The sequence below is a fragment of the Devosia sp. 2618 genome, from assembly GCF_040546815.1.
Classification (GTDB): domain Bacteria; phylum Pseudomonadota; class Alphaproteobacteria; order Rhizobiales; family Devosiaceae; genus Devosia.
This window is the reverse complement of record NZ_JBEPOO010000001.1, coordinates 20,162-43,069: the sequence shown is the minus strand read 5'-3', so window position 1 is coordinate 43,069 and position 22,908 is coordinate 20,162. Positions and strand designations below refer to the sequence as shown.

The window sequence follows — 22,908 nt, the reverse complement described above, 5'->3', positions numbered from 1 at the left end:
TTGTCGTGTCTAGTGCCACTGTGCGCTCTGAAGTGTTGAGCATTATCTTATCCGTTGTCAGATCATCTGGCTCAGATTGGATCGCGGATTAGCTGAGCACTGGCCTGGTCTTGGGCTGATACTATATGGCTAACTTGCGGTGCTGTAAGAGCCTATGCTGGATGGTCAGTCGTTTGATCCTTTCGCGTTGTCTGATGATGGCTGCAGCCCCGCCGAAGTAGGCGTCTGCGGGCGTCACGTTGTCCATCCTCTCATGGTAACGCCGGTGATTGTAATTCGCGATGAAGGCTGTGATCTGGCCCTCGTTTTCGCCGGGCAGGAAGGGGCCTTGTGGCCAACAATCGTGCAACCACTTGCTCGCTTAATCGCGCCATTGTTGCCAACATGATCCATATGCTCATGCGTGAGTAGCAGCATATCAAGATCGACAAGCTTTAGCCCAAGTTCCTCGGAGCCACGCTCAAGCGATGGATAGCCAGCATAAAGTCCGCTGTCGATCAGAGCGGTGCGATCCCTGCCCATAACGAAAAAGAAGCGAACTGCGGTTTGCCCCTCGTGGTCTTCTGGAAGACCCATGTCGACTGTAGCGAAGGCCACGACGAAAGCTGATTGCAGATTTTTTCTTGCATTTCTTGACTCTACTTAACGGGCTGAAAATGGTGGTGGACGTTATTCAACGAATGCTGCAATGCTTTTCTTGGCGCCTTCGGTCGCGCACAGCGCGCCCAACACCCGATGACAGCGCGGCTGTGCGACAGTGTCCGGCGTCAACACCTATGTCTCATAGTTGGGTTTGATCGTTAGGCGGAGTTCTGGTCTCGTCTGAAAGACGAAAGACACCAGAATGACGACGAAAACCACGAAGACGAAGAAGCCTGTGGAGCAGGTACAAGGACATCCGCCGAGCGACCCGTGGGCACTTTTCAGCTGAAAACAAGATCCGGATCGTTCTGGATGGCTTTCGCGCCGAAGACAGCACAGCCGAGGTGTGCCGGCGCGAGGGTATTCACAGAGCCTTTACTACACCTGGTCCAAGGAGTTCATGGAGGCGGGAAAGCGCCGGCCGGTGACACTGCCCGCGCAGCCACCAGCGAAAAAAGGAAACACCCCTAAACGCCAGAGCATTTAGGGGGGCGTTGTTGCGGGAGCTCGCTCACCGCTTGCCCTTTCCTTCGAGGAAAAGGGTGCGTCTAGGATGGTTGCGGGGGCTCGCTCCACTCCCGAGCCTGCATTTTTGCGGACGGAGAGGCCAAACGTAAAACTAAAACCCGGATGCCCGTCAAAGATCACGAGGCGCTTGCCCGTGCCCTCGCCTGCTTGGGCAGTCGCGGATCGCGAACAACCTCAACCAGCTTGCCATACACGCCAACTCCGGATCACTGGCCGTGGATGAGACCACCATTGAAAAGCTGGAAGAATCCTATGCGCGTGTGAGCGCGCTGCGCGACCAGCTTGTCGCGGCCCTCGGACTGCCGGAGGAGAGGGCACGATGATCCTCAAGGGCAACCAGCGCGCAGGCGGAATGCAGCTCGCCATCCACCTGATGAATACGCGTGACCAACGACCATGTCACGTTGCATGACATCCGCGGCTTCGTTGCTGATAACCTATCAGGTGCCTTCAAAGAGGCGTTTGCCATCAGCCGGGGCACGCGCTGCAAGCAGTTTCTGTTCTCGCTAAGCCTAAGCCCGCCGGAGGCCGAGAACGCCCCTGTCGATGTGTTCGACGATGCCATAGAAGCAATCGAGGAAAAGCTCGGCCTGTCCGGCCAGCCGCGCTGAACAGCTCGAAGTCTTCGCAGTGTTCACGGTTTGCAATTTCCTCGCCCTTCGGCCATACGCTTCTCCCAAGGATCAGCACTTGTGATGGAGGGAAGCCGACCGCGCTCATGCTTGAACTTCAATGCGCGCTTCGCGAGATCGCGTGCCTCTTCAGGGCTCATCGAGACTTTCCGAGTCGAGATGATTGCAGCAACTTGCTTTAGGCTATTTTCGCTCATTGTCTTTGCGAGGATCGCGTAGGCCTCGCTGAACGAATTGATGCTATCGATCAAACCGATATCAAGATCACGGACGTCGGTGACGTACTTACGCACACCATCTAGCAACGCGGTATTCGCCCTATCTGACACGCCAGAAGAAAGCACGCGTTCCTTCGCTTTTTTACCAAGTTGAGTGCGGCCACAGCGTGCTGACGCACGGCCTCCTGATCCTCTTCATCAAGCTCGGGATAGCGACCTCGAATGATTTTTCCCATGCGGAGCTGAGTTAGCTCTTCGGGCAGAGTATCTCCGCCAACATGTTCACCGTCGAAAAGTCCGCATTCTAATGCCTGTTTGTCTTCCACGAAAGCGGTGATCACCTCATTTAGGTCCTCTTGGCATATGCGGTTCGCCTCTTTTGATTTTGGCTCAACGAGACCGAGAATTTCCACTTGGAATTGCCCTGTTGCATCTAGCAGGATCGTAGCCGTCATTCCCGTATTGAAAACCAGGAACTGCCTCATTCGTAGGCTTCTTGGGAGTGAAGGTGAACCGCGGGGCCAAGACCTGTTCCATCAAGAGGCTGGCGGCTATGGCCTTGAGGGTATCGTTTATTGCCTCTGTCACCGCCTCTTCAGAGGCATCTGGCTCCGCAATGAGGTTTGTGAAGCGCGCACTTGTTTTCCCAGGCGCATCTCTTGTGGCGCGACCTATGATCTGAACGATTTCAGTCAGCCTTGACCGGTAGCCGACCGTTAGCGCATGCTCACAACAAATCCAGTCGAAACCTCCCTTGGCCATGCCGAGCGCAATGATGATGTCGAAATAGTCTCGATCTGTCTTCATTTCAGGGGCAGGCAAGCTCGCCTGAACGCGAGCTTGCTGCTCAGGGTCAACGAGGTCCGCGATTTTTAGCGTGCGGCCATCCTTGGTCTCGACAAGTTGGAATCCGGTCTGCGGATCGGTGCCTTGCCAGGTGCCGAGCTCATGAATGATGTGTTCGACTTACTTAAACTTGTCTTTGGTGCTTTCACGCGAGTTCACATTCGGAATGTGCCCAATGGTTTTCTCGGCGGGGTTGAGCGCTTTCAAGATGTCATCGACGTAGGAGTTTGCGTAAAAATGGTAGCCGATATGCAGCGATTTCAGGTACTTGTACCCATTGAGCTGCTGGTAGTAGGTATAGGTGACGGTGTCGAAGCGCGCCTCATCTTCAGGCATCAACACAGCCTCGGCATCCCCGCGAAAACTGGCGCGATGCCTCAGCTTCCTTCTACCAGCAAGGTCTAGCCTCTCTAGGCGCAGGCGTGGCTGGCATTTACGGCCTGACCGGCGGTGCGCGGTTGATCCACGACGTGAAGCATCGAAAGACACTGCTCGATAGTCGCGATGCAGGCATCGATCACGGCAGCGCGCGGGAAGCAACGGAGGCAGAGCTCGAAGCACGGGGCATGTTCGATGCAGGCTCGGGCACATTTCTTGGATTCAAATTGGTCGCGCCGTATTCACACCGAAGGACGCGCCGTTCGGGCTTTACGAGGCACCACCAGGTTCCGGCAAGGACATCTATTTCGTGGTGGGCGACATCCTTCACCGCGCCATGATGGGATATTCCGTTTTTGCGCCGGATGTGAAACTTGAGCTTGCGCCCATGTTGCTGCCGGGTCTCAAGGCCGCAGGTGTTGAGTGCTGGGGGATCAATCCGACCAAGGCTCATATGGCGACCTGCGGCAATGTCGAGCTCGGGCTGTTCCAGCCATTGTCGACGCCGTTTACTCGGAGACGGCCAATGGCCGCAAAGATGCGGTGGGCATTGTCAAGGAAATTGTCCAGCTGTTGCTGCCCGACAAGCAGGACGGCAAATGCACGCCGGGCGCCGCGTTCGCGATGCTCAACGATCCGAAGCTTTTCACCGAGGTTCTGCAAACCATCGACAAGAAGCTAGAACCGATGGTCGAGGATGATCGCATCGTCGAGTTCCTGAAAAGCGATGCACGTAACCTGCTCTCGCGTGCTGAGAAGAATGAAGAGAATTTTGGATCATTCTTGGAATGGGCGACGCAAGTCCTCAGTCCCTATAACCAGGCTGGATATCTCTCCGACTATGGCCGCGCACCAACCAACAACATCAAGGAAATGTGCCAGCGCCCCATCGTGGCGATGCCCATGCTGCCATTCAGTCATGTCACGTAGTTCGAGAGCTTCACCTCGATTCTCAATGCAAACCTGCTTTCTGCGGCAAAGCGGAATCCGCGCCAATAGCGCATTCACCTGTGCTGCCATGAATTCTTGAATTACCGCTTTGCCAATGTCGGCAGCGATCTCGAAGTCATGCGCGGCCTTGGCATCACAGCGGACTTCTTCATCCAGATCTTCAGCGGCCTCGTCCGGAAGTATGGGCAAGAGGCGGCCGCGTCGATCAACGACTATTGCGATGTGGAGGTCTATGCCGGTCTCAACTCGCTGGAACGCGCGAAATATGTTTCAGATATGCTTTCAGAGGGCACCATCGTGCGCCAAGACTATTCATATCGCGCAGCGCCAGACGAGGTGAATGTCAGCACCAAGAGGATGAGGCGTCGCCTGATCACGGCTGACGTGATCATGGCCATGCCACGCGATCAGGCCTGGGTCTTCGTGAAAGGCATTCGCCCCTTCAAAGTGAAGCTCAAGCACTACGGCCATGTGTTTCCGTGGAATCAGATGGTTGGAAACAATCCGTTGGAGGGTGCGCCGCTTCAAGGGAAGACCGACAGGCAAGGTATCTACTTTCTGATATGCTCATCGATCCGGAGTGATGCGTTGCTCAATACCGCCTTCACCCTGTCAATCCAAAGTGGTGGTCCCTCTAGTCATCAAAAATTCCCGCTCGGGCTTTGCGGTTCTTCGCTGTATCCAAGTGCTTTGAAAGAAGGGCAGACGCTGCATCAACATCGTGTTGATCAAGAAGGTCAAGTATCTCAATATGCTCGCGGTTCTGCCCTTGAACCTGTTCGCGATTGAGAATTTGGCGATACTCTACCAGGCGCCTTAGCTGGTTCTGTTGGGCGACAACGCCAAACAGGAAGCGATTATTTGACATTTGAGCGAGCCCTTCGTGAAAGGCCGAATTGGTATCAAACAGTTCCAACTGCGAAAGGGATTGCCAGCCACCATCACGAACCATCTCCTGCTGACGGCGGAGGCGACCGAGCAGATCAGAGTTGCTCTTAAATGTGGCTGACACCAGACCTGCAGGCTCTATCATCCTCCGTAGTTCGTAGCTTTCACGGTAGGCTTCAACAGAGTCGATGAGCGAAGTGAACGACCAACCCCGACCTTCTCGGCGCTCTATCCACCCTTCGTGCGCTATCCTGACCAGCGCCCGCTTCAAAACCGAGCGCGTAGCGCCGTATCGGCGCATAAGGTCGTTCTCGCTGACAGTTTGCGTGAGCACGCCAGTCAGCCTGTCGTCAGCGATGCGAAAATAGAGTGCTCGATCGTCACCAGTTTCCTCCGGTGCGGAGTGCTCAGTCGCTGTCGGGTCATTCACGAAATAGCCCCGATTGCGTTCACTTCTTAGCACACCGGTGTCAGCAAGATGCGTCAGGGCTCCGCGAATAGGGGCACGAGAGGTGCCCAGAAAATCCTGCAGAGCGCTCTCCGTGATGTGCTCGCCTTCCGCGATACCATTCGAACGAATATGCAGCAGTATTCGCGCGGCGAGCTGTCTGTGTAGTTCGTTCGGCATGATCGATACAATCTCCAAGCTGGACCGCTTTCGCGGTCTTTGCGACCCCTCAGGGGTTACGCGACAAGCACCATCAAGCTCTGTTCAATTTCGGCATTGGCCTACTTTGCGTGTTCAGCATCAATCGTGCGCGTTTCTCCCGTCGCATCCATCGTGCGTGTCGCGTCTACTGAGGCGTAAGTCCAGAATATGCGCATTGGCTCGGCCGACGAGGCATTTAGGAAGCGGTGAGGAACATTGGCGGGAATCCACGTGGTGTCATTTGGGCCCAACTCGTGGCGAACACCATCAATCTCGGCAATCGCATGCCCCTCAAGGACCATTACGCTCTCTTCGCAATTGTGGTGATGAAGGCCAATCGAAGCGCCTCCATCGAAAGCTGTTATGCCGTTGATCATGCTGGTCGCTCCACAAGCCCGCGTAACGAGAGGCGTGGTGCGGGCGCCGCCGCCGCGCTCGTTGGTTTGCATCGTTGCGAGCCGAAGAACCGTCGCCTGCAGAGCCATCTTGCTACCCCCGTTTCTCTGCGACCGCAGGACCAATCCACACCGTCTTGATATTCACAAATTCCTTGATGCCGTAACTGCCAAGTTCTCGGCCATAGCCCGAGCGCTTGATCCCGCCAAACGGAAGTCGGGCATCCGACGCAACCATTCCATTGACAAACACGGCACCCGCATCGATTCTTCGCGCGAGCCTGCGGGCCTTCCCTATGTCTTGCGTCCAGAGCGCTGCACCGAGACCAAACTCCGTCTGATTAGCCAGCAAAATGGCCTCGTCGTCGGAGCCCACCCGGACAATCGCCGCGACCGGCCCAAAGGTTTCTTCGCAGAACACCGCATGCTCGGGCTGCACCAAGTCTAACACGGTCGGTGGGTAAAAAAATCCATCGCCGTCTAGGGGAAACCCGCCCACCAGGAGCCTAGCCCCCTGCCTGACCGAATGCTCGACCTGGCGATGGAGATCATCACGGAGATTGGCGCGGGCCATTGGACCTATATCGGTATCACGCTCAGTCGGATCACCCACGACCAGCTTTCTTACGTTGGCAACGAACTTCTCGACAAACGCGTCCGCGACGCTGTCAACGACGATAAAACGCTTGGCGTTGACGCAGCTTTGCCCAACGTTGATGTACCGCGCCTTGACCGCCACCTGTGCGGCAGCTTCCAGATCAGCATCGGCCAGAACGATGAACGGGTCAGATCCTCCCAGTTCGAGAACCTGCTTTTTCAAAGCTTTGCCAGCCTGCGACGCAACAAGGGCGCCGACCTGCGTAGACCCCGTTAGCGTGACCGCAGCGATACGATCGTCGGCAATTAGGCTGGCAACCTCGGAGGCCTCCACCAACACGGTCTTGAACAGACCTTCGGGGCAGCCGGCCTTGCGCATGATCTCTTCAACAGCGAGCGCGGCGCCAGGAACATTGTTAGCATGCTTGAGAATTGCGCCATTGCCAGCCGCAAATGCCGGCGCGGCGAAGCGAAAGAACTGCCAAAACGGGTAGTTCCAGGGCATTATGGCAAGCACGACCCCAAGGGGATCGAAGATGATAGCGCTCTCGGTTGCATTTGATGCGACGTTTTCATCGGCAAGAAAACGGGGAGCGGCTTCCGCATAGAAATCACATGTTACGGCACACTTCTCAATTTCCGCTTCGGCCTCAACGATAGGCTTGCCCATCTCTTCGGTGATGAGAGCTGCGTATTCTGTCTTACCTGCACGCAATGTTTTGGCGATTTCCGTGAGTAACTTGACGCGTTCAGAAATTGGCTCGGCCCGCCATATCTGTTGTGCAGCAACGGCCGCCGACAGGGCGGCGTCGACCTCATCAGCACCGTGCAACTCATAGCTGCGTATTTGGGCGCCGGTGGTGGGATTGACGGAAGCGATCATGGAAAGTCCTGTCTCATTCAGCGTGGGTGGAAATCGGCTCGGTCTGCGTGCTTCCGCCAAGCAGGAACCCAATGGAGCCCTGGGGCGGTAGTGTCTCTTGGTGTGTATTCAAACCCAAGAAGTCCGGAATACCCGCTCTGTTTGAGCTGGGCGACAAATGCTTCAAAAGCAAAGTCGCCGCTCCCGGGTTCATGTCGGCCCGGGTGATCGGCAATGTGAACGTGGCCGATGCGGTCAACATTGCTGGCAACAAAGGCGCCGACATCATCCTGGTTGGCACAGGCGTGAAAAGTGTCGAGCATCAGCAGAATCTGCCCGTCAGGAAAACGGCGAGAGAGTGCGATCGCTTGCGCAAGACCGTGCATGTAGTAGCCGGGCACTGCGGCATGGCTGATCGGCTCAATCAACAAGCCCAAGGGCCTGTTGGTCAGCATGGCAAGCGCTGCATCGATATTGGCATGATAGGTTTCTGCCACCGACTCTGGGGAAGCGCTCGAAGGAGGGATTCCCGCCATGGGGTGTATGAGCGAACACCCGATCGCCTCGGCATAGTCCACCGAGCGCTCGAAGCTTGCGACAAAATCACGTTCGCGCCCAGGAAGGGCGGCTAGACCTTTTTCTCCTTTGGAAGGGTCGCCAACGCCGCCAGCCATTTGTGCGAAATAGAGGCCGTTATCTGTCAGAAAACGCATCATCTCCGACGCCGGTATGGCAAACGGATGAGGATGCTCCACGGCGTCGAAACCGACGCTCCTGGCTGCCCGAATGCGATCCCGCAGTGGCAACTCAAGAAAAAGATAGCCGAGGTGAGCCGAAAGGCCGAAGGGCAACCGTGTCGTCATGCGGCATCCAGCCGTTTGTCGCGCCCCGCGGGAAACGCAACGCCTAGGCGGTTTCCCTCTGAGGCCAGATCAGCGACGACATTGTCGGTGATGGGGATACCCTGTCTAAGGCGCTCCTCTTCTCGCCGCTGCTCAGGCTCCCCCGGCAACATGATCTCATCAACCCCTGCGGCGCGCGGCAAGGCCTTCATACGCTCATAGAAGGTATCCATCCGACCATTGAAGTCGGTCAGGCTCATAAACAGATCCGGCTTGATCGCGAAAAACAGATGCCCAACGTTCTGGGCCTGCGTGTGATCAAAATAAAGGCTCTTTACGTCGCCGCCAAAACCGGCGCCGGTCAATACGCCGGACATCAGATCCATCAGCGTCCCGAGCACCGACCCTTTGACGCCACCGAATGGCAGGCACACTCCCTCAAACGCCTTTGCCGCGTCGGTGGTTGGATTGCCGTCACTATCAAGCGCCAATCCGGCGGGTATTGGTTCACCACGCATGGCGGCAAGGCGTATTTTGCCGCGAGCGATGACGGTCATCGCCATGTCCATTACATAGGGTGCGTATTTGCCCCCAGGAATACCCGCTGCGATCGGGCTGGCACCAAGAAAGACCGTTCTTCCGCCCCACATAGGGATCGCCGGGGAGGAGTTTGTAAATACCATCGAGACATATCCCGCCTCGATCGCCTGAAGAGCGTATAGCGCTCCCATGCCAAAGTGCGTCGAGCGATGCACGCCAACAAGACCAATGCCATTTTTGGCAGCAAGACGAACGGCCTCCCCCATTGCAATCTGCGAGGCGACGAAGCCCATCCCGTTGTCACCATCGACGGACGAAACCGCACCGGAGACCTCGACCACCTTCACGTCCGGCCGGGCATTCACCAGCCCCTTCTGCAGTCGCTCGACGTACATGGGGATGCGCGAAACGCCATGCGAATCTATTCCCCTCAAATTGGCTTTGACGAGCCCATTGGCGATTGGCGCAGCGTGAGCAGCGGACATTCCGGTTGCCATGAAAATTGCAGCGCCGAAGGCGATCAACTCGCCTGCGGCGTAGTATTTCCCCGTTTCCATATCGCCTCCAATGCAGCCTAGTCACCCATGTTCCAGCCCGCACATTTTGTCTTACATGATTCTATAAGACAATAAAGCAGATTTACGGCCAGCCGGACGACTTCGGCGATGAAGCGCGCTCTTGACCTCCAGACTTTAACGAGAAGCAGAGACTGGGATGAGCTGGCAGGGGCGTTCGGTGAAACGCCCCTGCCAGAGAATTCGCCACCAAGCTTAGGGTAGATCAGGGCTCGGAAACGCCGGTGGCGCCCAAACCCGCACGTCGACCAAAGACGGCACCAGAGGTCAGACCGGAGCCACCTGGATAGCCGTTGTAGAAAACACCACCGACCAGCTCGCCACAGGCAAACAGTCCTTCAATCGGGCTCTCATCTTCGCGCAAGACCCGACCAATACCATCAACTTTCAAGCCGCCGTAGGTGAAGGTAATGCCTCCGGTCACAGGATAGGCTTTGAAAGGCCCCTTCTCGATCCGCTGTGCCCAGTTTGACTTAGGCAGTTCAAGACCGCGCGTAGCCTTGCCATCCTTGATCGTTGGATCAAAGACGGTGTGTTCGTCGACCGACACGTTGTAGTTCTGAATGGTCGCAAGAGCGTGATGCTTGTCGTCAATGCCATCGAGCTTCTCGACCAACGCCTCAAGTGTGTCGGCTTCGACAAAATGCGCGTCTTCGAAGCGGTATTCACCATAAAGCAGATGATCGACACTGCTATCAAAGATCTGCCATGCAAAATGTCCTGGCTGCTCAAGCACCGCCTTGCCGAACTGCGCATAGGTGTAGTTGCGGAAATCCTTGCCCTCATCGACAAAACGATCGCCTCTGGCGTTCAGCATGATGCCGAGGAAGTAGCAGATTTTTCGGTAGTTCTTCCGCTCACCGTGCGGGATCTCAAGGTTGCCGTACTCCGGCATCATCAGGTCCATCGGGGTTGCGTGGCAGCCAGAGTAGATGCCGTAGCGTTGCCCACCAAGCTTGAATGCCATTTCCAGTCCACGACCGGTATTATGTGGCGTACCGCGGACCTTTGCTTTGGCCCAATGCCCGCCCATCAGTTCGGCGCGCATGCTCTCGTTAGCCTCGAAACCACCACACGCCAGCACCACGCTGCGACCTTCGATCAGGTCCACCTGCCCCAAAGCGTTGCGAACATGGACACCGCAGACGACGCCATCAGCGACTTGCAGATCAACGGCCTCACAATCGTAGCGGATTTCACCGCCCAGCTTCTGGAATGCTGCGAGTTCCATATCGACGAGGCCAACACCTTCATTTTGTGCCGCCAGGGTCAGCCCGCCCCAAAACACGTGGCGGCCATTCTTTTCGAAGGACTGACGGGAGTAAATCGGCTCAAACTTAACCTCGTGCGAAGCAAGCCATCGGACAACGGAATAGCCCTCCTCCACCAATGCAGATTGTTCGGGGCTGAGCGGGCGGCCATCATTGAATTTGAGCAGGTCATCGGTAAAGCTCTGCTGCGTGTAGCGGCCAAAATCTGTCTGTGAGAGGCGGGGATCGTTGGCATCCTCAAGCAAGGGCAACAGGTCTTCGGCACCATCATAGGCAAATCGCATCGCCCCCGCCGTGTACTTTGAATTGCCACCGGCCATATCCGGCATAGCCTTCTCGATCATCAGTACCCGCTTGCCCTGCTCGCAGGCCGCAATACCCGCGCAAAGCGCCGCGTTTCCCGACCCAACAACGATCACATCGTAGCTCATGCTAACCCTCCAGTTAATTGCATCCTATTGTATACAATTGAGCGCAGAAAGGTCAACCGAGGCTTGCCGCTTGGATTTGGCGACATTAATCCGAAGCGCCTCAGCGCATTTCAATCGTGTTGATGGAAGAGAATTAGGCCCCGTCTGACTCGGTCAATGCCAAGCGAGCCTGCAACGCCTGCTGAATGTGAGTGAGCCCGGCGCGCCCTGCCCGCTCAGCATCGCGTTCCTTGATCGCGTCTATGATGGCGGCATGCTCCGCCGCAGCCAAACGTGTTCGACCGCGTTGCATGAACGTGGTGTTGGGCAGCAGCGATATGGTTTCCTGCAAGTCCTCGACTGCGGTGCGCAGATAGCGATTTCGAGCACAATCATAGAGCCGTGCATGAAAGGCTCGGTTCAGTTTCGCAGCGGCAATGGCCGTGTCCGCCACAGCAAACTCGGCATTGATCCGCTCAAGGTGGGCAACCTCAATGTCTGTGGCATGTTGGGCGGCAAAGCGAGCAATCAACCCTTCAAGCTCCTGACGTAGGGCGTACAGCTCGAAAATCTCTTGCATACTAAGAACCGCGACGGCCAACCCTCTTCCGGACGCGGGCTCAAGAAGTCCCTTCTCCTGCAAGCGCCCGAATGCTTCACGCACCGGTGTTCGGCTGACTTCAAGCCGCTGGGCAACCTCTTCCTCCCGCAACCGGTCTCCCGGCTTGTAAACACCCTCCCGAATGGCGGCGAGGATCGCTCGATATGTGCTTTGTCCGCGCGTGGACTGCACGGTGTCGCTGCCCGCCATAGTGATACTCGCTTAGGGGTCCTTCTCGCATGCAGATGTACACAACTTGGGCAGTTCTGTCTCTTTCCGCGCACACTTCTATCAAGCTGCTCCATCCGGTCTCGCGATGGGCAGGTGCCCAGTGGGCAATGGTCAAATGATCTAAGGCTGTTAGGCAATGAGAAGCCTTCAACCGAACTTGGCCGCCGGCGCGCCGGGCCACAGCACTCAGGGGTCATGGCAAAACCGCTATTCTATCTACGGACCCTAATGATCGGCGCCTTGGGCGGACTGATCGGCTACCTGCTCGATTTTCCACTTGGTTGGTTGGTCGGAGCAATGGTGGCAACCATCCCCTGTGCAATGGCGGGAATACGAGTTCCGATCTCGTGGCCACTTCGCTCGGTCATGATCGGAGTGATTGGCCTGGTGGCCGGCGGGGCCTTCGTCCCCGAGACCGTCAATCAGGCCGGCAACTGGATTTTTTCCCTGGCCGGCGTAGCGGTATACTGCGCGATCACCACGGCCCTGGGACTGTTTGTTTGTCTCAAGCTCGGGAAGCTTGATCGAACCACAGCTGCGTTTTCGGCAGCGCCGGGCGGGCTGTCCGAGATACTTGTCCTTGGCCCGAGTTACGGGGCTGACGTCCGCTGGCTTTCTCTCGTCCATGGCATGCGCGTTGCAGTCATCGTCGTCGCCGTGCCGCTTTTTATCGTTTGGGCGGCCAATGGTTCCCTCGGGGCGTCTCCACCCAATCGCACCATTGACTTCACTTTTGACCTGTCTCCTCTGGATATGGCCATACTAGCAGCCTGCCTTGCCATTGGTGTGGTTGGCGGCAGAAGAATTGGCCTTCCGGCAGCGCCTCTCACTGGCCCCTTGCTGCTATCAGCTATCGTTCACTACTTCGGTCTGACCCAGGCTAATCCGCCGCAACTGGCACTGATTTTCGCACAGATCGTGATCGGGACCTCGGTCGCGCAGTTTTTCGCCAATGTTAGCCTGCGACAGATAGCGGCCGGGCTGGCCATCGGCGGTGGCATTACTCTGATCAATCTGATTATCGCTGTGCTGTTTGCCTTGGGGTTCCAAACCTGGCTTCAGGTTCCCTTTTCCTCAGGCCTCATTGCCTTGGTGCCCGGCGGGCTGCCTGAAATGAGCCTGATCGCCATCGCACTGGAACTCGACCCCGCATTTGTCAGCCTGCACCACCTGTTCCGGGTCGTGCTGGTGCTGGTGCTGCTCCCCATCCTGATCCCGCTTTGGGCAGACGCAAAACCGACGAAAGGACCGACCACGAACTAGCGTCTCGATGACAAGGCGAACAAGTCGCCGCTTCAACGCAGCGCATACGACGCTGCAGGACGCTTTGACCGACACAAATTGAGGAGGAGCCCATGACCCCTGCGGCAGAACTGCGCCGCGCCGATCACGAACGTCTGGAAAAGCTAACGGCTAGTCTTTTCGCGCGGCACGGATTGGCAGAAGCGGACGCAAATATCATTGCGCGCTGTCTTATACGAGCAGACTTGCGTGGTGTGGGAACGCACGGGATTTCCCGGCTACCCATCTATCTTGAGCGTCTCAAACGAGGGCTCATCAATGCCGCCTCCGAGCTAGAGCTCTCCGAGCCGAGTGCTGTCTGCGCACTTCTAGATGGTGACAATGGCTTTGGTTTCATCGCTGCGACACGAGCGATGGACCAGGCAATTGCACGGGCAGATCAGTTTGGCATTGGCATGGTTGGGGTCAAACGCTCCAATCACTTTGGGATGGCCGCTTGCTATCTCTTGCAGGCGATTGACGCCGGTTACGTTGCCTTGGTGCTGACCAATGCGTCAGCTACAATGCCAGTGTGGGGCGGACGAGAACCGTTCTTGGGAACTAGCCCCTTCGCATTTGGCGCGCCCGGCAATCCACCCATCGTGCTGGATATGGCTACCTCGGTCGTAGCGCGCGGAAAAATTCGCGTTGCAGCGGCCAAAGGCGAGCCGATTCCCCAAGGTTGGGCGCTCGATGCTGACGGCAACCCTACGACGGACGCACAGGCAGGTTACGACGGCACCATTCTCCCGCTAGGAGGCCCAAAAGGCTCTGGCCTTTCGCTGATGATGGAAATTATCGCTGGTGTCATGACCGGCGCAGCCTTCGGCGGTCAGGTGCGCAATCAATACGACAGTTTTGAGGGCGAGCCAGACGTGGGGCACACAATGATTGCGCTAAAGCCAGGCGTTTTCGTTGGCAATGACTACGCCCTGCGCATTGCCGAACTCGTTGCCCGGGCCAAGGCGTCCACACCGGTAGATCCAGCGCAGCCCATATTGATGCCCGGCGAGCCCGAGGCGATGCGCGAGGCAGATCGACGGCTCAATGGCATTCCACTGAGCATCAGCGATATCGACATGTTGGTCACGCAGGCCAAGGCGAACGGTCTATCTGAAGCGAAGGTTCTGGAGACACTTATATGACCCTCAAAATCGCTATTCTGGACGACTATCAGAATGTCGCAATGACGCTCGCCGACTGGGGTAAGCTAGGGCACGACGTCACCGTGACCGTGTTCAATACCAATTTCGGCACCGAGGACGAGGCCGCCGATACGCTGCGCGAATTCGATGTGTTGTGCATGATGCGGGAGCGTATGGCATTACCCGCGGCGCTGATCGACAGGCTGCCCAATCTCAAGTTGGTTAGCGTCACCGGTGCTCGAGTGCGCGTGATTGATCTGAACCACGCCACGAGCAAGGGCATTACGATCTGCCACACTTACGCTGGCGACTCCGCGCACGCAACGCCCGAGATCGCTTGGGGCCTCATCCTCGCTTGTGCACGATTCATCCCCCAGGAGCACGGGCGAGTGCAACATGGTGGCTGGCAGGAAACAATTGGCACCAAACTGGGTGGCAAGACCATTGGAATTGTGGGTCTTGGCAAGCTGGGCAGTCGGATGGCCAGAATTGCCCAAGCGTTCGAGATGAATGTCATTGCCTGGAGCCAGAACCTGACGGCAGAGCGGGCGGCCGAACATGGCGCTCGGCTGGTCGACAAACACACCCTTTTTGCAGAGGCCGACGTGGTTTCGCTGCACCTGATTCTGTCCGACAGGACACGGCATATCGTTGCGGGTCCAGAAATCAACCAGATGAAATCTCAGGCGATCCTGATCAACACCTCTCGCGGACCGTTGATCGACGAGGGAGCGCTGTTGTCTGCTCTGCACCAAAGCAGAATTCGCGCGGGTCTGGATGTGTTTGATGTGGAGCCGCTACCCACTGGGCATCCCTTGAGGAACGCCCCGAATTGCGTGCTCAGCCCGCACTTGGGCTACGTCACCCAGGAAGCCTACACCAAGTTCTATGCCGACACCGTGGACAACATCTTGGCGTGGCGCGCCCAAGCGCCAGTCCGGGTGCTGGCTGCCCCAACAATTGCCGGCAAATGAGGAGATGAACATGCCGATACTCAACACCGCCGACCTTGTGGACACCCACGATGAGCACCTGACCTTTTGCGACTACCCGCTGACGCGGTTCGGTCGCCAAGAAGGCTTCCACGGGCCAATCGCAACATTGAAATGTTTCGAGGACAACAGCTTGGTGCGCTCGACTTTGGAGCAGGCAGGCGACGGCCGGGTCCTCGTGGTTGATGGCGGCGGCTCCACTCGGTGTGCGCTGGTCGGCGATCAGATCGCGCAGCTGGCCAAAGACAACGGCTGGGCCGGCATCGTCATCAACGGCTCGATCCGCGATTCTGAAATCATTGGCGATATGGAGTTCGCCATCTTCGCTCTAGCCACGTCCCCAAAAAAGAGCAGCAAGACAGGCATGGGCACCCTGGCCCAGCCGATCAACTTCGGCGATGCCACCTTCGTTGATGGCCACTACCTGTATGCAGACGGCGATGGGATTTTGGTCGCACCGGCCGCGGTGCACGGCTGAACATTCGTAGTCTGGGCCAGCTAGAGCTGGTCCAGACTACGTCAACCAGACCGCGGCATCCGCACCGAGCGGCAGCGGTGGAGCTGGCCATCGCCACTCTGATGGCTGCAACGCCGACCGGAGGGCCTCTACCGTGCCAAAGTCCGTGGCATAGGTATGGAGCAACCCGCCATCTCGGGCATCTTCAATACGCATACGCTCGTTGGGAAAGCTCTCTTGGGCTCCCAACCCATCATATGTCTGCCACATCCATTCAGCAGTACGCACCAGAGAAAGGCGGGAACTCCAACTACCGCCGTGTTCGATCCGCCGGATGATGCTCAGAATCGCCGCAAGAGCACAAAGATATCCGGTAAGATAATCAAGCGGCTGGCATGGCAGGTTCTCGGGCGCTTTGGTTCCATCCCAACACATGCCCACTGTAGCCTGCACCAGACTGTCATAGCCACGGCGATGAGCCCAAGGCCCGAGGCGGGAGAAGGCATCCAGCTCGACGTGAACGAGGCCGGGTCGGAGCGCTGTCAGTTCTGCAATGCCATATCCCCGGCGGGCCAATGAACCTGGTCGATACGCATCCAAAAACACATCCCCATCCCGGATCAATGCCTCGAACCTTTTGCGGTCCTCATGCTTCGACAGGTCGAGGCTGGCAGAGCGCTTGGCGAAGCCGGTATCGATGACCAGAGACTCAATTGAAGGCAGGCCCGGACCCGAGATCAACAGAGTTTCTCCACCAAACTCGGCAAAGGTACGGCCACACATGGGGCCAGCAATAACCCGCGAGATATCGAGCATCCGTAAACCCGATAGTGGTTTATCGCGCGGTGTCGACTGACGCGCCTCCCCACCAGCTGCTCTCGCCATCTCGATCAGGGGCAAGGACGACAGGGCTGCGCATTGTGCCTCCGCCTGCCATTCACTTCTAGTCCGCACGGCAGCGATACAAAGTCCGGCCGCTACGCCTTTGGCCTCAAGATCAAATGCATCATGTTTTCGGACAGCAGCGGCAACGTCTTCGACGGATGTCACGCCCAGAAGGGCAAGCACTCCATCGCGGAGATGTGAGAAGTTGCCATGCAGAAATACCCAACGATCATTGGCAGCGGCATAGAAGCCGGTGAATGGATCGCGGAACTTGGCGGGCCGACCATCGACGAGCAGATAACTCGAATTTGCCATCGTCAGACCAGCATGGTGAGTGCCGACCTTGACTGGATTTGCAACACCCAACCGTAGCTGTGAAAGTCGCGCGGCGGCCAAACCCACCGCCGCGAGAACAGCTACAGCGTTAGCCGTGATTGGCCAGTGTGTAGGCAGCGCCACGCCATCATCTGTGATCTCCAAAAGCTCCAAGGGCGCATCCTCGAAACCCATGTCTGCCAATAGGCGGCTGAGCACCACCTGGCAATTGTCGACAAGAACGCTCATGGCTGTTGGTACGCGACTTCCCCGCGCATGAGGCAGCGGGCCGTGCGATAGGCTGTCGTCCGGTCCACGTGCCATTGATCAGCCTTGTGAACGTCCACCGTAACAGGCAGGACGCCGGAAGGATTTCCCACACGAACATCGGCCCCTGATGCTCGCGAAAGAACATTGACCACAGTGCCCGTGATGTTGCTTGCAGTGCCGACGCACATGGCGGTGGTCAGTGGCACAGCGCGGTGCGCGCGCTGCATCGAAATCATTCTGACACAGATGTCCTGGGCATCCACTGTCACCACCCGGCCATCGAGGGCATCAAACGCTTTTGGCGCTGACACCATCGCAATTTTTGGAGCGGCAAGTCCTACGTCTTCTGGGGTCTTGGCCAGCCCCATCAAGACGCCGCCCGCGCGTCGGATGCTGTCTAGCTTGGCCATGACTTGCGGGTCTCCTTCAAGCTGATCAGGCATCTCAGTCCCAACCAAACCGAGTTCATCTGCGTCCACGAAAACAACCGGGTTGGTGGCATCAACCAGCGAAACGTTGAAAGTCTGAGCGTCCGCGATGGTGATGAGATCAACCACCCGCCCAGTCGGCAGCAGACCGGAAGTACGCGTGCCTCCTGGCTGGATGAAATCCAGCGCTATTCTGGCGCCGCTACCGGCAACGCCAGCGATGACGAAATCACCTGCAGTGACGGGCGCACCGTGCCTCACCTTAAACCGGGCATGAATGATCTTGTCGGTGTTGACCTGGTAGATCCGGACATGTGCCTCGTCGTCTACAGCGGCGATCAACGCCATCTCAATCGCGCATGGACCAACGGCGGAGGACAGATTTCCGCAATTGGCGCCCCATTCCACGATGCCCCGATCAACCGAGACCTGCGCAAAGAGATAATCCACATCGCAGTCATCGCGGCCTGACGGGGACAATATGACCGCCTTGGAGAGGGAAGACAGCCCGCCACCCATGCCATTGAGTTGTCGTCCATAGGGATCAGGGCTCCCCATGACACTCAAGAGTATCCTCTCGATGGCATCCCGATCTGATGGCAAATCGGAGGCCTTGAAAAACACACCCTTGGAGCTGCCGCCGCGATAGAAATAGGCTGGTATCCAGGTTTGAGACATTTTGTTTTCCTTGGCTTCAACTGCCGGGACGCTACGCCCGGAGCACCAGACTGCCCAATGCGAAGGCGGCATGCCCCCCTCCACATTGAAGACGTGGCCATTGATCAGGCCTGGATCTGCGACACCACCGCGTCAGCAAATGCTTTGGTTCCAAGACTGCCGCCGAGGTCAGAGGTTCGTGTGTCAGGATGAGAAAGGGAGCGATCAATCGCTGCCTCAATGGCTTTAGCCGCGTCGAGATAGATAGCCTCGCCATGGCGCTGGCCAAACCAGTCGAGCAGCATGGCGGAGGAGAGGATCATCGAGGTGGGATTGGCTTTGTCTTGGCCCACAATGTCCGGCGCCGAGCCATGTTGAGCCTGAGCGACGGCGTAATCATCTCCAGCGTTGAGCGAACCAGCCAGACCCAAACTGCCCGAAAGTTCGGAAGCAAGGTCAGACAGGGTATCGCCATAGAAATTGGTTGTGCAGATCACATCGTACCGGGTCGCGTCCCGCACGAGCAGGGCAGCCATTGCATCGATAAGTACATCGTCGAGCCCCACATCGGGATACTCCGCCGCGACATCTCTGACGACCTTGAGAAACAACCCATCTGTCACTTGAAACGCATTGGCCTTGTGAACCGCGGTGACCTTGCTCCGGCGCTTTCGAGCCAGCTCAAAAGATCGCCGCGCGATACGCTCGATGGCGAAGGCGGTTACCTTGCGCATGGAGATAGCAACACCCTCAACGGGCATGAATTCTCCAGGGCCCGAGAACATGTTCCGATCGGGATACATCCCCTCGGTGTTCTCGCGCATGATGACCAGATCCATCTCCGTGCCGCGATGCGGCAGATCAGGACGCGTCTTTGCCGGGCGAATGTTGGCATAGAGATCTAGACCAATACGAAACGCAGCCGAGAAGTTGACGCCGCCCTTGTCTCTAGGAGGATATTGCAGGTTGGACATCGGGCCGAGCAAAACGCCGTCCACTGTGCGCGCCAGCGGAAGGATGTCATCCGGCAGAGTGGTACCATGGGTCTTGAGTGCGTCGAGCCCAACATCGCGCTCGATGCAATCAAACGTCAGCTCAAATCGACGCCCGACGGCCTCCAAAACAGCAAGGCTGGCACCCATGATCTCGGGACCGATGCCGTCGCCTTTGAGGACGAGAAGTTTCATTGTGTCCCCCATCTAGTCGAGCAGTCCTGCCGGCACGAGAACGTCGCCTTCCATCAGCTTTCGCGCCGTGCGAATTGCCCCCCCACTGATCACCTGGCTATTGGCGCCAGTCCCCGCAGTTTTGAGGGCGATATCCAATAGTCCGGATGGATGCTCGATGAGCACCAAGCGATCATCGCCCTCGGGACGGACGGCCAACCCATCCGAGACCGAACCAGCCAGCATCGCGCAGGTTGCGACGCACAGCCCCCCTGTCACCGCAAACGCAGCATGAGTTTTCTGCGGGACAAAATAGCGGGCCGCGATATGCCCCTGATCTTGCGGTTGGGCCAACATGGCGACCTTGGGGATCACCTTGCCCGTCACATTTCCCAGGCCCATCCGCTCTCCAGCGACCTTTCGCATGGCTTCCATTCGGGCAAAGAATGCTGCATCGGCATCGAGTTCGGCAGGCGTCTCGTATCCCGTTTTGCCCAAGTCCGCGGCGCGGAAAATCATCATCGGAACGGCAACGTCGATCAACGTCACATCAACGCCGTCGATTTGCTCGGTTACATGGCCGGTCGGCAAAAGGCTCCCTGTCTTGGAGCCGACAATATCCATAAAGTTCAATCGAATGGCCGCAGCTGTGCCGGGCACACCATCGATGGAGGCCTCACCGTCATAGACGACGCCCTCCTCATCGGTCTGCACAATCGCTTCGATGCGGCTGTTGGTGTTGAGGTTGAAGATGGTGACGGAGGTTTCGGCGCCCGTGACGGGGACCATACCGCGCTCGATAGCAAACGGGCCAACGCCCGACAGAATGTTGCCGCATGACGGCGCCGTATCGACAATTGCTTCGGTGACGGACACCTGGGCGAAGAGGTAGTCGACGTCGACGCCTTCCCGAGATGATGGTGACACCATCGCCACCTTGGACGTTAGGCTATCCGCACCGCCGATGCCGTCGATCTGTCGAGCATCTGGCGATCCCATGATCGCCAGTAGGGCTTGGTCGCGCTTTGCCGGGTCATCAGGCAAATCAGTTGTCACAAAATAGGGGCCCTTGGAGGTGCCGCCGCGCATGAGGATGCATGGTATGGAAACTTGCTTGGTCATGGCTATCTTCGCTTGAGGACCCACCTGACGCGCGGGTCAGGTGGGTATTTGAGAGAGATGGGTGAAGTCGACGTCAGTGGCGTCAGGAACGCAGTGGCCAGGGCAGGTACTGGTAGAAATAGTCCTGCAGCAGCCCCTCGGGCATGATCATGTTCAGCGCGGATGCGAGTGTCAGAACCACCGCCGCAGCGACAGCTGTCAAAGCCGCAGTGCGCCACCAATTGAGTTTCCCGACGATCCTCAAGAAGGCGATGAAGAACAGAACCAGCGCCAGGAAATACCCCACCAAAGCGATCAGACCGACAAATGCTGAAAGCCAGAGGATGTACTTGAGGGGACCCACGGGACCGTCATCGGTCTGTTTGCGCTCAACCTCGCCGTCGAAGACTTCGCGACTGCTACGGTTGCCCCGGATCTGAGGCCAGAGCACAAAGGCCGTGGCACCAAGCCCGATTATCGCGATACCGGCCGGGAAGACCTGAGCAAGGAATGAGAGGCCCAACGCTTCATATCCGGTGAACAGGAACAAACCGACGAGCAGCGCAGTGAAGGCCAACTGCGGCCATATCTGCGTGTTCTCCGTGACCGCACCAGCGCCTTCGGTCTGGATGGCGCCGCCATTCTTGTTGGACCGGGCACCCAGGAACACCGATACGATGATGATCAGGGCGATGATGATGACGATGGGACGACCAAAGAAGCTCCAACCCGAGAACTGAACGGCCTGATAGAGATAGCGTTCACCCTGCGTTGCCAGAACAAAACCGATCAGGAACGCGGGACGGGGCCAGCCAAAGCGGCGAAGCAGAATGCCGAACACGCCAATCACCAGCAGCGCGACGAGGTCGAGCAGCGAGCGGCTGGGCTGGAAGGCCGCAAACGAAATCACCATCAGCATGAACGGTGCGATCAGCGCGAAGCGGATCGTGGTGATGCGTGCAATGCCTGGGGCAAGGAACAGGCACAGGATGGTGCCGAGAACGTTGGCAATCGCGAGAGACCACACAATGGTGTAGGTCATGCCAAGGTTCTGCCCGACCATCGCAGGCCCAGGCTGCAGACCAATCAGCACCATGCCGGCAAGGAAGATCGCCATCGACCCGGAGCCGGGAATGCCGAACAGAAGCGTGGGAACCAGTCCGCCGCCTTCCTTCGCGCTGGTCGTTGATTCAGGGGCTATAACGCCACGGACGTCGCCCTTGCCGAATTCGGCGCGATCCTTGGACGTCTGCACCACATGGCCATAGGCGATCCAATCGACAACCGAGCCGCCAAGGCCCGGAATCATGCCCAGAATCGCGCCAAGCCCGGCGCAGCGCAGTGTCAGCCAGCGATAAATCCAGGTATCCTTGATGCCTTGACGCCAGCCCGTACCCAGACCCGAGCTCTTCTCGGCAATGGTGCTGTTCTTGCGCAGCAGGTCGCCGATTTCGGGAATAGCAAACAGCGCCAGCCCCACCACGACCAGCGGCACGCCATCCATCAGATAGAGCGTGCCGAAATCCATGCGGTATTCGCCGGTGGCCGGCGCCGCGCCCACCGAGCCGAGCGCCAGCCCGGCCGCACAGGCGGCAACGCCCTTGGCAAGGCTTTGCCCGGACAGCACGCCCACCATCGACAGGCCAAACAGCGTCAGCATGAACAGCTCGGCGGCACCGAACGACAGAATGAGTGGCCGCGCCGCCAGCACGCACAGCGTCAGCACGACGGCGCCAAACAGCCCCCCGATCAGCGAGGCCGAAAACGCCGCACTGAGCGCCCGCGCCGCCTGGCCCTTCTTGGCCATCGGGAAACCGTCGAGAATGGTCGCCTGCGAGGCGCTAGACCCTGGAATACCCATTAGAACCGAGGCGAAGGTGTCGGCAATGGCAAGCACAGGCAGCATGCCGATCAGCATGGCCAAGGCCGATGTTGGATCCATGCCATAGACGAACGGCAGCAGCAGGGACATGCCCACAATACCGCCGAGGCCCGGCAAAACACCCACGACGAGGCCAACGAGCACCCCGACCATGAGATACATAAAATGTTGGAGCGTCAGGACATTGCCCAAGGCTTCAAATAGAGCATCAACGACCATCGATCACTTCCCGTGTCGGCCAAGAGGACGCACGCGCCAAACCCATCAAGTTGG

General features: G+C 57.8%; 22 protein-coding genes and 3 pseudogenes. 8 read left to right on the top strand and 17 right to left on the bottom strand.

What is annotated here, in order from left to right; translation table 11 throughout:
- Positions 1–121: 121 nt before the first annotated feature.
- Both ABIE28_RS00220 and ABIE28_RS00215 read right to left on the bottom strand, forming a co-directional pair.
- Positions 122–322: pseudogene (locus tag ABIE28_RS00220) on the bottom strand (IS3 family transposase); the annotation flags it as partial.
- A complete protein-coding gene (locus ABIE28_RS00215) occupies positions 235–522 on the bottom strand; it encodes an MBL fold metallo-hydrolase (RefSeq protein WP_354066363.1) in 288 nt (95 codons plus the stop codon). The gene ABIE28_RS00215 and the pseudogene ABIE28_RS00220, both read right to left, overlap by 88 nt.
- 322 nt (positions 523–844) lie before the next feature.
- On the opposite strand from ABIE28_RS00215, the pseudogene ABIE28_RS00210 reads away from it, so the two are divergent.
- Positions 845–1,104: pseudogene (locus ABIE28_RS00210) on the top strand (transposase); the annotation flags it as partial.
- Between the two features lie 449 nt (positions 1,105–1,553).
- Complete coding sequence (locus tag ABIE28_RS00200) at positions 1,554–1,781, top strand: hypothetical protein (protein ID WP_354059031.1); 228 nt, start codon at positions 1,554–1,556, stop codon at positions 1,779–1,781.
- A gap of 23 nt (positions 1,782–1,804) precedes the next feature.
- On the opposite strand, the gene ABIE28_RS21120 is transcribed toward ABIE28_RS00200, so the two are convergent.
- The 3 genes from ABIE28_RS21120 to ABIE28_RS21110 all read right to left on the bottom strand — a co-directional run bounded on the left by ABIE28_RS21120 (position 1,805) and on the right by ABIE28_RS21110 (position 3,355).
- Positions 1,805–2,095, bottom strand: coding sequence for a pseudomurein-binding repeat-containing protein (locus ABIE28_RS21120; RefSeq protein ID WP_502913344.1), 291 nt, complete (start codon positions 2,093–2,095; stop codon positions 1,805–1,807).
- A gap of 5 nt (positions 2,096–2,100) precedes the next feature.
- Positions 2,101–2,505 (bottom strand): hypothetical protein, encoded by a 405-nt coding sequence (locus ABIE28_RS21115; RefSeq protein ID WP_502913343.1) that lies wholly within the window; start codon positions 2,503–2,505, stop codon positions 2,101–2,103.
- 481 nt (positions 2,506–2,986) lie between these two features.
- On the bottom strand, positions 2,987–3,355 hold the full coding sequence (locus tag ABIE28_RS21110) for a hypothetical protein (RefSeq protein WP_502913342.1): 369 nt from the start codon (positions 3,353–3,355) through the stop codon (positions 2,987–2,989).
- Positions 3,356–3,667: 312 nt separating this feature from the next.
- On the opposite strand from ABIE28_RS21110, the gene ABIE28_RS00190 reads away from it, so the two are divergent.
- A complete protein-coding gene (locus ABIE28_RS00190) occupies positions 3,668–4,174 on the top strand; it encodes a hypothetical protein (RefSeq protein WP_354059030.1) in 507 nt (168 codons plus the stop codon).
- A gap of 72 nt (positions 4,175–4,246) precedes the next feature.
- Positions 4,247–4,636, top strand: a pseudogene (locus ABIE28_RS00185) (TraM recognition domain-containing protein); the annotation flags it as partial.
- A gap of 193 nt (positions 4,637–4,829) precedes the next feature.
- Here the strand turns inward: ABIE28_RS00185 and ABIE28_RS00180 are convergent.
- From ABIE28_RS00180 to ABIE28_RS00150, 7 genes are all read right to left on the bottom strand, one after another.
- Complete coding sequence (locus tag ABIE28_RS00180) at positions 4,830–5,711, bottom strand: GntR family transcriptional regulator (RefSeq protein WP_354059028.1); 882 nt, start codon at positions 5,709–5,711, stop codon at positions 4,830–4,832.
- Between the two features lie 101 nt (positions 5,712–5,812).
- Positions 5,813–6,217 carry a cupin domain-containing protein gene (locus ABIE28_RS00175; RefSeq protein WP_354059026.1) on the bottom strand — a complete coding sequence of 135 codons (405 nt, stop codon included), beginning with the start codon at positions 6,215–6,217 and terminating at the stop codon, positions 5,813–5,815.
- Positions 6,218–6,221: 4 nt separating this feature from the next.
- Positions 6,222–7,607: an NAD-dependent succinate-semialdehyde dehydrogenase gene (locus tag ABIE28_RS00170; RefSeq protein ID WP_354059024.1), complete on the bottom strand. Its 1,386-nt coding sequence runs from the start codon at positions 7,605–7,607 to the stop codon at positions 6,222–6,224.
- Between the two features lie 17 nt (positions 7,608–7,624).
- Positions 7,625–8,449 carry a hydroxypyruvate isomerase family protein gene (locus ABIE28_RS00165; RefSeq protein ID WP_354059022.1) on the bottom strand — a complete coding sequence of 275 codons (825 nt, stop codon included), beginning with the start codon at positions 8,447–8,449 and terminating at the stop codon, positions 7,625–7,627.
- Positions 8,446–9,525: an Ldh family oxidoreductase gene (locus tag ABIE28_RS00160; RefSeq protein WP_354059020.1), complete on the bottom strand. Its 1,080-nt coding sequence runs from the start codon at positions 9,523–9,525 to the stop codon at positions 8,446–8,448. The genes ABIE28_RS00165 and ABIE28_RS00160 overlap by 4 nt, the downstream gene beginning before the upstream one ends.
- 223 nt (positions 9,526–9,748) lie before the next feature.
- Positions 9,749–11,245, bottom strand: a complete 1,497-nt coding sequence (tcuA, locus tag ABIE28_RS00155; protein WP_354059018.1) for an FAD-dependent tricarballylate dehydrogenase TcuA — start codon at positions 11,243–11,245, stop codon at positions 9,749–9,751.
- Positions 11,246–11,378: 133 nt separating this feature from the next.
- Positions 11,379–12,035: a GntR family transcriptional regulator gene (locus ABIE28_RS00150; RefSeq protein ID WP_354059016.1), complete on the bottom strand. Its 657-nt coding sequence runs from the start codon at positions 12,033–12,035 to the stop codon at positions 11,379–11,381.
- 261 nt (positions 12,036–12,296) lie between these two features.
- Between ABIE28_RS00150 and ABIE28_RS00145 the strand changes: the two genes are divergently transcribed.
- The 4 genes from ABIE28_RS00145 to rraA all read left to right on the top strand — a co-directional run bounded on the left by ABIE28_RS00145 (position 12,297) and on the right by rraA (position 15,952).
- Positions 12,297–13,319, top strand: coding sequence for an AbrB family transcriptional regulator (locus ABIE28_RS00145; protein ID WP_354059015.1), 1,023 nt, complete (start codon positions 12,297–12,299; stop codon positions 13,317–13,319).
- A gap of 92 nt (positions 13,320–13,411) precedes the next feature.
- On the top strand, positions 13,412–14,482 hold the full coding sequence (locus ABIE28_RS00140) for an Ldh family oxidoreductase (protein ID WP_354059013.1): 1,071 nt from the start codon (positions 13,412–13,414) through the stop codon (positions 14,480–14,482).
- Positions 14,479–15,456, top strand: a complete 978-nt coding sequence (locus ABIE28_RS00135) for a D-2-hydroxyacid dehydrogenase family protein (RefSeq protein ID WP_354059011.1) — start codon at positions 14,479–14,481, stop codon at positions 15,454–15,456. Before ABIE28_RS00140 ends, ABIE28_RS00135 begins: the two co-directional genes overlap by 4 nt.
- 10 nt (positions 15,457–15,466) lie before the next feature.
- On the top strand, positions 15,467–15,952 hold the full coding sequence (gene rraA / locus ABIE28_RS00130) for a ribonuclease E activity regulator RraA (RefSeq protein WP_354059009.1): 486 nt from the start codon (positions 15,467–15,469) through the stop codon (positions 15,950–15,952).
- Between the two features lie 36 nt (positions 15,953–15,988).
- Here the strand turns inward: rraA and ABIE28_RS00125 are convergent, their stop codons facing one another.
- From ABIE28_RS00125 to ABIE28_RS00105, 5 genes are all read right to left on the bottom strand, one after another.
- A complete protein-coding gene (locus tag ABIE28_RS00125) occupies positions 15,989–17,380 on the bottom strand; it encodes a CoA transferase (RefSeq protein WP_354059007.1) in 1,392 nt (463 codons plus the stop codon).
- Positions 17,377–18,507, bottom strand: coding sequence for a 2-methylaconitate cis-trans isomerase PrpF family protein (locus ABIE28_RS00120; protein ID WP_354059005.1), 1,131 nt, complete (start codon positions 18,505–18,507; stop codon positions 17,377–17,379). The genes ABIE28_RS00125 and ABIE28_RS00120 overlap by 4 nt, the downstream gene beginning before the upstream one ends.
- 104 nt (positions 18,508–18,611) lie before the next feature.
- Positions 18,612–19,673 (bottom strand): isocitrate/isopropylmalate dehydrogenase family protein, encoded by a 1,062-nt coding sequence (locus ABIE28_RS00115; protein ID WP_354059003.1) that lies wholly within the window; start codon positions 19,671–19,673, stop codon positions 18,612–18,614.
- A 12-nt stretch (positions 19,674–19,685) separates the two neighbouring features.
- Complete coding sequence (locus tag ABIE28_RS00110; RefSeq protein WP_354059001.1) at positions 19,686–20,774, bottom strand: 4-oxalomesaconate tautomerase; 1,089 nt, start codon at positions 20,772–20,774, stop codon at positions 19,686–19,688.
- An 82-nt stretch (positions 20,775–20,856) separates the two neighbouring features.
- On the bottom strand, positions 20,857–22,854 hold the full coding sequence (locus tag ABIE28_RS00105; RefSeq protein ID WP_354058999.1) for a tripartite tricarboxylate transporter permease: 1,998 nt from the start codon (positions 22,852–22,854) through the stop codon (positions 20,857–20,859).
- Between the last annotated feature and the right edge of the window lie 54 nt (positions 22,855–22,908).